The sequence below is a fragment of the Cyanobacteriota bacterium genome, from assembly GCA_025054735.1.
Taxonomy (GTDB): domain Bacteria; phylum Cyanobacteriota; class Cyanobacteriia; order SKYG9; family SKYG9; genus SKYG9.
The window spans coordinates 1-11,596 of record JANWZG010000071.1 but is presented as its reverse complement, the minus strand read 5'-3'; the positions used below and the strand labels follow the sequence as shown (position 1 = coordinate 11,596).

At 50.7% G+C, this 11,596-nt stretch carries 12 protein-coding genes; 3 read left to right on the top strand and 9 right to left on the bottom strand.

From position 1 onward, the window contains the following. The coding region (locus NZ772_05300) for an ABC transporter substrate-binding protein (protein ID MCS6812976.1) at nt 1-488 on the bottom strand (488 nt) is incomplete at its 3' end. A gap of 93 nt (nt 489-581) precedes the next feature. Between NZ772_05300 and NZ772_05295 the strand changes: the two genes are divergently transcribed. After that, nucleotides 582-1,103, top strand: coding sequence for a peptidase C15 (locus tag NZ772_05295; GenBank protein MCS6812975.1), 522 nt, complete (start codon nt 582-584; stop codon nt 1,101-1,103). Nucleotides 1,104-1,116: 13 nt separating this feature from the next. On the opposite strand, the gene NZ772_05290 is transcribed toward NZ772_05295, so the two are convergent. Beyond that, on the bottom strand, nt 1,117-1,572 hold the full coding sequence (locus NZ772_05290) for a cupin domain-containing protein (GenBank protein ID MCS6812974.1): 456 nt from the start codon (nt 1,570-1,572) through the stop codon (nt 1,117-1,119). Between the two features lie 27 nt (nt 1,573-1,599). Continuing rightward, nucleotides 1,600-2,370 carry a cysteine hydrolase gene (locus NZ772_05285; protein MCS6812973.1) on the bottom strand — a complete coding sequence of 257 codons (771 nt, stop codon included), beginning with the start codon at nt 2,368-2,370 and terminating at the stop codon, nt 1,600-1,602. Between the two features lie 423 nt (nt 2,371-2,793). Here NZ772_05285 and NZ772_05280 point away from each other — a divergent pair, with 423 nt between their 5' ends. Next, nucleotides 2,794-3,462, top strand: coding sequence for a hypothetical protein (locus NZ772_05280; GenBank protein ID MCS6812972.1), 669 nt, complete (start codon nt 2,794-2,796; stop codon nt 3,460-3,462). Nucleotides 3,463-3,533: 71 nt separating this feature from the next. Here the strand turns inward: NZ772_05280 and mfd are convergent, their stop codons facing one another. The 4 genes from mfd to NZ772_05260 all read right to left on the bottom strand — a co-directional run bounded on the left by mfd (nt 3,534) and on the right by NZ772_05260 (nt 8,975). Further along, nucleotides 3,534-7,199 carry a transcription-repair coupling factor gene (mfd, locus tag NZ772_05275; GenBank protein ID MCS6812971.1) on the bottom strand — a complete coding sequence of 1,222 codons (3,666 nt, stop codon included), beginning with the start codon at nt 7,197-7,199 and terminating at the stop codon, nt 3,534-3,536. A 91-nt stretch (nt 7,200-7,290) separates the two neighbouring features. Then, nucleotides 7,291-7,698, bottom strand: a complete 408-nt coding sequence (locus NZ772_05270) for a hypothetical protein (GenBank protein ID MCS6812970.1) — start codon at nt 7,696-7,698, stop codon at nt 7,291-7,293. A 42-nt stretch (nt 7,699-7,740) separates the two neighbouring features. After that, nucleotides 7,741-8,805: a phosphate ABC transporter substrate-binding protein PstS gene (pstS, locus tag NZ772_05265; protein ID MCS6812969.1), complete on the bottom strand. Its 1,065-nt coding sequence runs from the start codon at nt 8,803-8,805 to the stop codon at nt 7,741-7,743. Between the two features lie 41 nt (nt 8,806-8,846). Further along, nucleotides 8,847-8,975 (bottom strand): hypothetical protein, encoded by a 129-nt coding sequence (locus NZ772_05260; protein MCS6812968.1) that lies wholly within the window; start codon nt 8,973-8,975, stop codon nt 8,847-8,849. Here NZ772_05260 and NZ772_05255 point away from each other — a divergent pair. Then, nucleotides 8,968-10,131 carry a GuaB3 family IMP dehydrogenase-related protein gene (locus tag NZ772_05255; protein MCS6812967.1) on the top strand — a complete coding sequence of 388 codons (1,164 nt, stop codon included), beginning with the start codon at nt 8,968-8,970 and terminating at the stop codon, nt 10,129-10,131. The genes NZ772_05260 and NZ772_05255 overlap by 8 nt on opposite strands. Before the next feature lie 27 nt (nt 10,132-10,158). Here NZ772_05255 and NZ772_05250 read toward each other — a convergent pair whose 3' ends face one another. Beyond that, nucleotides 10,159-10,593, bottom strand: coding sequence for a 23S rRNA (pseudouridine(1915)-N(3))-methyltransferase RlmH (locus tag NZ772_05250; GenBank protein MCS6812966.1), 435 nt, complete (start codon nt 10,591-10,593; stop codon nt 10,159-10,161). A gap of 63 nt (nt 10,594-10,656) precedes the next feature. Beyond that, on the bottom strand, nt 10,657-11,430 hold the full coding sequence (locus NZ772_05245; GenBank protein ID MCS6812965.1) for a chromophore lyase CpcT/CpeT: 774 nt from the start codon (nt 11,428-11,430) through the stop codon (nt 10,657-10,659). Nucleotides 11,431-11,596: the final 166 nt, after the last annotated feature.

Sequence of the window (11,596 nt, the reverse complement as noted above, 5' to 3'; positions counted from 1 at the left end):
GTGTATTTTGCTGCCTGGGAAAGGGTTTGAATCTGGTAGCGGCGGGCATCCTCACCCCGAATAATCATCGCAAAGGTGTTCTCAAATCCCAATGGCTCTGTGACCTCTAGGTTAAATTGTTGTCGGTATCCTTGCTGAACTTGCTGGTAGACAACACGGGGATTACTAACGGCTGGTTGCTTGAGAATCGTGGTCAAGGCTGTACCTGTGTATTCAACATAGGCATCTAGCTGTCCAGCGAGAAGGGCTTGGTGACAGATGAAACTACCACCCAAGTTCAACCGCCGATCGACTGTTAGCCCCGTGGTGTTTTCAATATGTTGTGCTAGCAGTTCACCTAGGATTACCTGTTCAGTGAAGTTTTTGGAGCCAATGACTAACTCTGCACGTGGGCTAACAGACTTAGACGATGAACAAGCTATGGTACCGATCGTTACCGCCAAGCACAGCAACAGCAGTGGCAAAACTTGCCGAATGGTAAATCTCATCACACTATGGGCATCTCCAATATCAGAGTTTGGGATTGGCTGTTCGTTAAATGTCAAACTCAAGTATGACCAGTATGACCTGATTTGGGCGTTATGCTAAAACGCACTCTCATCACATCCTTTGACACGTGGTTGCCAGAGCAAGCCTCGAACGCTTCTGATGACCTGTTAGCACTCTTACTGCATCGTGGCGTTTTAGGTAACAACGTGCATACTTTGCGCAGATTGCCTGTGCAGACTGACCTTGCCTCTCAACTGGTGATTAGCGCAATCAACCATGTTCAGCCCGACTTAGTGCTGTGCCTAGGCATGGCAAGTCACCGCGAGTGGTTGTCCTTAGAGTCTACGGGCCATGACTTTGAAACTGAACAGGCATACACAACAATGCTTGACCTAGAGCAACTCTGCCGTGGCTTGGCCATGACCGAGGTAAGTCATCATGCGGGTACGTTTGTCTGCAATGGCTTATACTGCAATCTCCTGAAGTATTTGCGGATGCATAACCCAGCTACAGATTGCCTGTTCCTGCATGTTCCAGTGCTAACGATCGAGAACCAAGCGGCTTTGCTAGCGGATTGTATTCAAGTCTTACAGCGATTACAAGTATGTGGATAGTTGCAGGCAGTGATTAACAGGGTGTTAACAGAGGCGATCGTCGCAGCACAGCCAAGTCTTCTTCATCGAGTTCCACTGGCACTCCACTGCGGATTAGCTCAGCAAAGTCTTCGTTGGGCACCATAATACAGAGCGCATATAGGCGATCAGAGCCAGTATTCTCAATCATGTGGGTGCCTGTGGGCGGCACTAGAACGCTATCTCCAGCTTGAATGGGGACTGTCTTCCCATCACACGTGGCTAATCCCGTTCCCTTCAGCACAAAAAACATTTCTACAGCAAGTTGGTGCCGATTGGGTGGTGTCTTGCCCCCGACATCAAAAATTTCCACACAGATGGTCAGGGATTGGTGAGCATGACTGGGATCAAACACGATCGCCAATCGATTTGTGTCTTGGGGACTAATGCGAAACGCTTGATAATCCTTAGGTGACTTGACGATTGGGATGACACACTGCTGAGCAGTCATGAAAGAAGCCTCCTTTAATCTGCATGACTATGAAGTAAGGGCAGTCAACAGTCGATGGGAATCCGACACAAAACCGAAACACTGCTTCACGTTATAGAGGGTTGCTAACAGGCAGTAATCGGGCGACGTAGTAGCTGTACAATCCTCTAGTAAAATGCAGTCGTACCCCAGGAAATTCGCATCCTGCAATGTTGCCATAACGCATTGGTCAGCATTCACACCGGCAAAAAACAATGTTGTGCGGCCCAAGTTTTTGAGAATACTATCGAGGGGTGTGTCCCAAAAACCGCTCATCCGGAACTTATCGATACGAATGTCGGATGCAAGTGGCTCTAATTCGTCAACCACAGCCGCTGCCCAACTACCAGCCGTGAGCACAGGTGCTCCATTTTTAGGTAATGGATCCGCAAGACCAATGCCTGTTCCCGTGGGGTTATACACATGACGTAGACCCGCACTAATGTTGAGTAAATCTGGACGGTTGCCCCAGTTGAGCCAGATGATAGGGACATTGGCTGATCGTAGGCTAGGTAGCAATATTTGTAGGGGTTGAATGGGTTGGCGGGCTGGCGAAACGTCAACACCAATGGAGGCTAGCCAGCCATCGGGATGGCAAAAGTCATTTTGCATATCAATCACAATCATTGCTGCCTTTGCTAAGTCAAGGCGCAGGGTTTTAGTCTCGGTGGGTAGGGTGATAAGGTGGGGGGGCAGTGGTGGTCTAGAAATGTCTGCGATCGTTTCATTAACCATCCATGCGTTTGGTGGAGTGCCCAATATCGTCAGTGATGAATCCATAGGTCCTATGCATTAACTACACGCCAAAGGTAGATACTACGCTATCCCAGACCTTCTCCTTGGTGTGATGTCATACCAATTCTCCTAGACTGGCGTATCACTAACCTCGTGGAAGAGCAGGTGCGTTCAGCGACATCACTTTGAGTTTGTTGAGAAAAAGTGTCAATAGTTATTGACATAAAATCTCAACAAGACTATAGTGATAAGTGTTCTCCTCTCTAGAGGGTCGGCAGGTGGGGTCAGTTGCTATGGTAATTTGACCCCCTTTTTTAATGGCGTTACTTGCAACCAGTTAATATTTTTCTAAATTTTATGTGCGCCAAAATTTGCAGAATCGAGTAAAAGGGTAGGTAGTAAGCTGCTCGATGCTCACGCAGACCGCGCCGGGCAGTCTGTCCACCAGCCCTGGAGGGTTATTAGGAGATGAACTGGAACCGATTACTTTCCGCAGCAGTAGCGGCGATCATTGTTACCCTAACGATTAAAGCAACTGCCCAGCCAAATGGCAGTAGCCGAGATGAGACAGTGATCGTGCCAGTCACAGATTTAATCTGTACTCAAAACGGCAGAGGTGGCTACTGGGATGTTGACCATGATGTTGTAGTGGCTCGCCGCTTGCTTACAGCCAGTGCTTTTATGGGCAATATATTTAAACCAGGGGTTCACCAATCTGAGCTGATTGAGACGGTTTGCAGCCTAGCGCCAACTCCAGGAACTCAAGGATTTCGACGGTTAGCCCTAGCCTTTGGTTTTGCTGACGATGCCCCCTACTCTGATGAGCAAACTGCCGTGCGAATTGCCTTGTACAAAGATGGCCTGCTGGAGCAAGAGCAGGTGATTAAACGAGGAGAGACGGGGCGATTTCTAGTGAGCTTGCGAGATAACACTAGCTTTACGATCGATCACGAATGCGTTATTCCAGCTAGGGGCTTTGATTATTGCCCAAATGTTTACTTCTTTGAAGATAGCTTGGATGCCATTCCCGTACCACCACCGCCACCGGAACCTCCCTTTGTGCGGCCGGCACCGCCACCGCCACCATCACCTGCTCCTGTGCCGCCAGCACCACCTATCATTCCCCAAACTTGGTAGAACGTAGTGGATTCATCTACTCAAGCGCTCTTGTTAGCTAGGTGCATCGCGCGCTACAAGTCTAGTGTCAACTAGGCCAGAGTAATATCGGGAAGGGCACCTTGGAGTTTGCCCAGCCAATCGATGAGGTTTTCTAGTTGTTGGGTTGGCTTCACGAGACCGAGGCCGCGCACAGTGACTTTACCAGGGGTGTAGACAAACCGACTTTGCAGATTGGCGGGTAGGTTTTCTTGCAGGAGTTTCCAAGCGGGTTCTTCCATGGGTGTTTCTAAGACGATGTGCTGATTACCGTCGGGTTTGATGCGAGAGAAGCCTAGACCTTTGGCAATTTGCTTCAGTTCTACAATGCGGATAAGTTGCACCACAGGGCTGGGGAGAGTGCCGTAGCGATCGCTCCAGTCGGCTGCTAGTTGGGTAAGCTCCTGCTTGGACTGGGCAGTGGCAACAGCTCGGTAGGCGCTAAGCTTCTCGTCAGGGTCAGGGATATAGTCAGCGGGGATGAAAGCAGTGAGGTTGAGATCAATCTGGGTGTCGTCTACCTTAGGAATTTCTTGCCCACGGATTTCTTGCAACGCCTCTTGCAGCATTTGCATGTATAGGTCAAAGCCGATCGCATCCATCTGCCCTGATTGCTCTGCCCCCAACAAGTTACCCACACCACGAATCTCCATGTCCCGCATAGCAAGCTGGAAGCCTGATCCCAGTTGGGTAAATTCTTGGATGGCGCGGAGGCGTTGTCGAGCCGCGTCAGATAATTCGCCTTTACTGGGGTAACACAACCAAGCGTGGGCTTGGATGCCCGCACGACCTACCCGTCCTCGCAATTGATAAAGCTGGGAGAGGCCAAATTTCTGTGCGTCTTCAATGATGATCGTATTCACACGGGGAATATCCAGCCCTGACTCAATGATGGTCGTGCAGAGCAGTAGATCGGCCTCGTGATTACTAAAGCTCAGCATGGTGGACTCTAGCTCAGCTTCGGGCATTTGACCATGGGCGATCGCCAACCTCAGACCAGGAACCATCTCCCGCAGGCGAGCAGCAACCTCTTCAATGCCCTCTACGCGAGGCACTACGTAGAAAATTTGTCCCCCCCGGTCTAGTTCTTGGCGAATGGCACTGCGAATGGTTTCTGGTTCATAAGGAGTGAGGTGGGTTTTAATCGGACGGCGGGAAGGGGGCGGCGTGGTAATCAGACTCATCTCACGCACACCAGAAAGGGCCATGTACAGAGTGCGGGGAATAGGTGTGGCACTGAGGGTGAGCACATCTATTTCGGTTTTCATGGCCTTGATCTTTTCTTTTTGATTCACACCAAAGCGCTGCTCTTCATCCACAACTAGTAGCCCTAACTGGCGAAACCGCACATCTTTGCCCAATAATTGGTGAGTGCCCACAACCACATCAATCTCACCTGTTGCTAGCTTTTGCACAATTTGCTTGCGTTCTTCAGCCGTGCGGAAGCGATTTAATAGCGCCACTTGGATGGGATAGGGAGCAAAGCGTTCCTTGAGGGTGTGGTAATGCTGCTGGGTGAGGATAGTTGTTGGCGCAAGTAGAGCCACCTGTTTGCCACCCATAACGGCTTTGAAAATTGCTCGCAGAGCTACCTCAGTTTTGCCAAAGCCCACATCCCCACAGACAAGGCGATCCATCGGGCGATCGGATTCCATATCCCGCTTTACATCTTGGATGGCCTTTAACTGATCGGGGGTAGGCTGATAGGGGAAGGAGTCTTCTAATTCTTGCTGCCAAGGCACATCTGGGGGAAAGACAAACCCTCGCTGTTGCGATCGTTGGGCATAGAGCTGCAACAAGTCCACCGCTAGTTTTTTGATAGACTTGCGCACCTTAGCTTTCGTTTTTTCCCAAGCTGTGCCTGTCATCCTATTCAATTCAGGAACTTTGTCTGTAGTGCCCCGAAAGCGAGACAGTGCATTAAGCTGATCGGCTACCACTCGCAACAACCCATCAGCATACTGAATCACCAGGTACTCCCTAGTTTGGTTATTGATTGTCAAACTCTCTAGCCGTAAAAATTTTCCTACTCCGTGATTGCGATGAACAACAAAATCTCCAGGGCGGAGCTTGTTCGGATCCACCTGCTTGGAAACGGCGCGGCGGCGCTTGCGGACATAGCCGGGAGTTGCTAGGGAATGCTGGCCATAGAATTCCTTATCTGTGACGACCATCACCCGGAAGGTTGGCATCACAAAGCCTTCTAGCTCTGCTAAGCCAGAATACTTCAGCGCAACGGGTACTCGCTGGGCCTGGAGTTTGTCAATCGCCCCATAGTCTCGCACATTGGGGACAAATTGTGCTGGACAGTCGTGTTCCTGCAATAGAGCGACTGAGCGGGAAGGTTGCAGGGAGATGATCCAGTTGGCAAAACCGCGATCGCGCTCTTGACGAATAGCTTCTGCTAGGCGAGCAAATTGGTGAGGAACGGTAGGAATAGCACGGGCAGCGAGGTTGAAGGTGGTAGGGGGAGTGGAGGATGCAGAGTGCGAGGTGGGGAGAGAGTCTTCGCTGAGTTCGTGGAGGTGAAGGCGAGGATAGGAGGCAAGCTGAACCAGTGCATCCTGAAATGATCGATGAATTTGAGGAATAGGTGTGGCATTGCCAGCGACAAGACTAGCTTGAACTTCTCGGTAGTGCTCGTCAACATGCTCAAACCAGCGATCGCTATGGGCCTTACACTGATCTGGCTCATCAATAGCGATCAGGGTATTGGCAGGCAGATAGTCTAACAGCGACGCAGGCTGCTCGAAGGCTAGTCCTAAGTAGCGACGCATTCCCTCGCTCGGTGGTTCTGACTGATTAACTCCTGACTGATTAACTCCTGACTGATTAACTCCTGACTGATTAGCCATAGGTGATGGGGATTCAGTCATAAGCTCTGTCCCCTGCCTAGCCCGTAATGCTGCTGTGATAATGGGTGTAAAACTAGTGGGTGTAAGGATGAGGCGATCAAGATTATCCAAAGAGCGTTGACTAGCCGGATCAAACTCCCGCAGCTTGTCGAGTTCATCCCCAAACCACTCTAAGCGCACGGGCAGCTCGGCTGATACGGGAAACACATCAACAATATCCCCCCGACGACTCCACTGGCCTTCAGTTTCCACGGTGGCGACCCGATCGTAGCCTAGCTGGGCCAACTGCTCGCTGAGAGTGCCCAAATCCATCTCGGTTCCCGGTTTTAAGGTCAAGCAAAAGGGGCAAAATGCTTCCACAGGGGGAAGATGAGGCTGAAGCGCCCGCTCTGTTGTAACGATAGCGAAGTGGCTGTTGTCTCTAGTGTCTTGTCCATGGCTTGCTGATGGTGAATGACTCTTGTTGTCCAGATCAGGTGATGCTGAATCTTGCTCGTCATTCGACTGACTAGCCAGTAACCTGTAGCGAGTCACCAAATCGGCCAGCACTTGCAACTGTCCCCAGACCATTTCTGCCTCCGGGTCAAAGGGTTCATAGGGAGACGCCTCGGAAGTGGGGTAAAAATGTAAGGTTTCCCAACCCATGCTCTCTAATTGTGCTGCCCAGCGTCCAGCCTCTTCTAGGGTTGCTGTAATCACTACTAGGGGCCGTGCTGCTGTCTGGGCTAAGGTGGTGGCAATTATGCCTTTGGGTAGTCGCGAGGCACCTGTGAGTTTAAGGAAATGCTGGTGGTTTAGTTTTGTCAGCAGTTCCCCAGTGAGGGGAGAACGACTTAGCGATCGTACTAGTGCAGAAAACGCCATGAAACGCTGCTAGTGATTAGGTTCCTAGATAGGTGTTCATCTAGTCTAACGCGAACTGTTCTGCACTGCTGTGGGGATGTCTGTCTAGAGGTTAACCTTGCCCAAAGGGATTTCTGAGCCGAGACAACTTAAGGCCTCTGCTGGGCTGATCACGATTAGCGTGCCGTTGCAGCGATGTTTTTACTGTGCGTCGGCGCAGGACTTGGCTAGATGGAGGTGGCAATGTATCTATCGGCACTGTAGTTGGTGGTGGTGCTTTTACAGCTTCTTCTTTGCTCATCCACCAGTCCACAACTAAGCCAGTAACCAAGCCTCCGATCGTTGCCAGCATCAACGGCAAAACCAAGCCATAGCCCAAGAAAAAGAACCCAAACAGGTAAATTAGAAACCAAATAAGCCCAACAGAAAAACCTTGGGATGGTTTGTAAAACTTGCTCATACCTGAGTAGAAGGTGTTGAGGTAGACAGTGTTGAGGCTAGCTACTGCCAAGGCTAGCACAAGAACCCAGTTGCAAGGAGGTAATTCATTCTAGTGATTTGACTATCCAATCTGTTGCAGGGCTGCTTTTGCTCGCTGGGCAACATCGGCTGGCAGGGGCACATAGCCTAACTCCGTGGCAAATTTTTGCCCTTCTGTCAAGCCCCATTCCACGACAGCTTTCAGGGCTTCTGCTTTTCTGGAATCGCTGTACTGCTTGTAGGCCAATAGCCAACTGTAGGTGACGATCGCATAGGACTTTTCACCGTCAGGATCTGCCACTGTGCCCCGTAGGTCATCCCCTAAGGTTACCGTTGCCAAGGCCACAGCAGCAGACTCTTCATCGGGTTGAACATACTTGCCAGCCTTGTTTTGCAGGGCAGCAGTAGACAACTTCAACTGCTTAGCAAAGGCATATTCCACATAGCCAATCACACCATCAGCCTGTTGAATTTGAGCTGCAATACCAGCGTTATCCTTAATTCCTACTCCTGTAACCCACCGCACATTCAAACCCGTTCCCACCTTCTCCTTCCATTCTGGACTGATGGCACTCAGATGGGCTGTGAAGGTAGCAGTCGTGCCACTACCGTCCGATCGGTGCACTACGGTAATGGGTTTGTCTGGTAGGGTCACACCAGGATTTAGCTCCACCAGTTTAGGGTCATTCCAACGGGTGATTTTTCCCAAGAAAATCTCTGGCAACACCTCACGCGATAGCTTAAGGCCAGTTTTTACCCCTGATAGGTTATACACCACGGCCACACTGCCTGCGGTGGTGGGAATCAATACCGCGCCGCGACTTACCTTGGCAATTTCTGCATCCGTCAGAGACACATCACTAGCTCCAAAATCCACTGTGCCTGTAATGAATTGTTGGATTCCAGCCGCACTACCTACAGGCTGATAACTAATCTGAACCATGGGATGTTGCTGGTTATAGTCCTTAAACCAACGCAAGTAGAGAAACGATGGAAACGTAGCACCCGCCCCATAGAGCAATACAGGTGTATTTGCAGGCGATTGCACCGATGAGGAGGACGGTGATGGTGCTTGACAAGCCGCTAACCCTAAGGACAACGTTGCTAATGACAGCAGAAATTCTCGGCGAGATCTCATTGACTTCATCAGATACATCTCCTTAGCAAACGCTCACAGTTGTAGAAAACTCAATCGTACTGTATCATCCCTTGAGCCTTAAGCCGTGTATCTGGCTGGTTAATCAACCCAATCACCCCGGCAATTTGATAGGCTAGCGTAAATAGGCTAGAAATCAGGAAGAAAACAGACGTGGACATTCAGATTGGACGCGGCAAAGTTGCTCGCAGGGCATATGGTATTGACGAAATTGCGCTAGTCCCCGGCCAGCGCACCCTTGACCCCTCACTGGTGGATACAACTTGGCGCATCGGTGGTATCGATCGTGAAGTGCCCATCATTGCCAGTGCTATGGATGGTGTTGTTGATGTACGTATGGCAGTGTTGTTGTCCCAGCTAGGGGCTATGGGTGTCCTTAATTTGGAAGGGATTCAAACCCGCTACAGTGATCCCAATCCAATTCTCGATCGCATCGCCTCTGTCAGCCGTGATGAGTTCGTTCCGCTGATGCAAGAACTCTACGCTGAACCCATTAAACCAGAATTGATCAAGCAGCGCATTCAAGAAATCAAATCCCTAGGCGGCATTGCAGCCGTTAGCCTTACCCCTGCTGGAGCCTCAAAATATGGCTCAGTCGTTGCTGAAGCCAATGCAGACTTGCTATTCATTCAAGCTACAGTCGTCTCTACTGCTCACTTGTCACCCCAGTCCATCACCCCCCTGGATCTAGCTCAATTCTGTCAAGAGATGCCCATTCCCGTTATCTTGGGGAACTGCGTAACCTATGAAGTTGCCCTCAATCTCATGAAAGCAGGCGCTGCTGCCGTATTGGTGGGTATTGGCCCCGGAGCTGCTTGCACATCACGGGGAGTGTTGGGGGTAGGCGTGCCTCAAGCCACGGCTGTAGCCGATTGTGCCGCTGCTCGCGATGACTTCTACCAAGAAACGGGCAATTATGTGCCTGTAATTGCTGATGGTGGGCTGGTCACTGGCGGCGATGTCTGCAAGTGCATTGCCTGTGGTGCGGATGGTGTGATGATTGGCTCGCCCTTTGCCCGTGCTCAAGAAGCTCCTGGCCGTGGTTTCCACTGGGGAATGGCAACGCCTAGCCCAGTACTGCCCCGTGGCACTCGCATTAGGGTGGGCAGCACGGGTACCCTAGAGCAAATCTTGCATGGCCCTGCTCAGTTGGACGATGGCACCCATAACCTTCTAGGTGCTCTGAAAACCAGCATGGGTACTCTGGGGGCGAAAAACCTAAAGGAAATGCAACAGGTGGAAGTGATTATTGCTCCATCATTGCTAACGGAAGGCAAAGTGTATCAAAAAGCTCAGCAGTTAGGTATGGGTAAGTAGCATTCCCTTCCTGGGCAGGCTTGGTGATTACCGATGATAGCTACCATTTTGCAGAATAGTTTTTGCTCGGTATAACTGCTCAATCAACAGTAAGCGTGCTAGCTCATGGGGAAAGGTCATGGGTGATAGGCTCACTAGCTTTAGGGCTTGCTGCTTAAGGCTATTGGCTACCCCATCGGGGCCGCCAACGGCAAACACTAAGGGTTGACTTTGGTGTTCTCTCAACAGGGCGGCAAACTCTACGGATGTCATCAGGGCACCCTCTTCTGATAGCACTAGTAACTGATAGTGCTGGGGGATGGATGAACGTAGCCGCAAATCGATGTCCGCTGCTTCTTTCTCTGGGTTAGAATCCTTGACTTCGAGCATCACCAACTCCGGCAGTCGCTTCGATAGCTCTTGGATCCCAGTTTGAATCCAAGCCTTTTTGATTTTGCCTACGGCAATTACATAGAGCTTCATAGCGACAACAGGGGGTGTAGTTGATGGCGGTTGCAGAGCATTGATGCTAGTTGCTAAGCTCGCTTATCTAACCCAGCGAAACTGGTAAGACTCGGTTTCTGCACCCCAGACTTGATTTCCATTGCGATCGAAACCACGATCCCACGTGTCCATGCCATCGCTGTGCAATCGAATGCGATTGGTGATGCGTACCGCACCGCGATAGTTGGCAGGGCACCCATCCACTGGAGTTGTGCCTAGGTAGTCATTACCCACAGGCTTGAGGATCACTACACAGACAGGGTTACCCAAATCGGCTTTAGTCACTACGCGATCGGCCTGCGGACGATCGCAGAACCCCACCCAAGTAGCTAATTGGACGGGTTTATAGGCCAACGATCGCACAGCTTCTCCATCTAAGGTGGGGGACAGTTGCAAAAATCGCTGGCGATAGGGTTGTCCTGGTCGCTGAATGGCTCCCTGCTCTTGATAAAGATAGAGCACCGATGTCTGATTAGCCGTTGCATCGCGCACTGTTACTAGGCAGGTAACCAATCGAATAGCTGGAAAGTTGGGATTCCGAGCCGCCTGCGCTGAAGTATCCATCACGCCTACCAAACGATTGGCCACCGCCTGTACTAGTGGCGAGGGTTGAACTTCGTTAGCATGGACATGAGCACGGATATCGATTGTAGGCAGTAGTCCCGCTAGGGCAAACCCAATGAAGCATAGTTTTAGCCCAGAACCTACCCTTGCATCTGGCATAATCCACTCTACCCCTGAAACAACAGCAACTATCCCCATTAGCTCACTGTTGCTGCTGGTTGTAAAGTCCGCCATCCAGAAATCATTAGTCACAGTACCCTGTAGTAATGTGCTGAGTAATAATGTGCTGATTTGATGCTCCCGCAGGCCCTAGACAACATATCCCCATGCTGCTAGAGCATTGAGTGAAAACTGGCAACAAACATTTGCTGCCCTCCTTGCTGCAAGGATGTCACAATGATCTTAGAGGTTGTGCTAC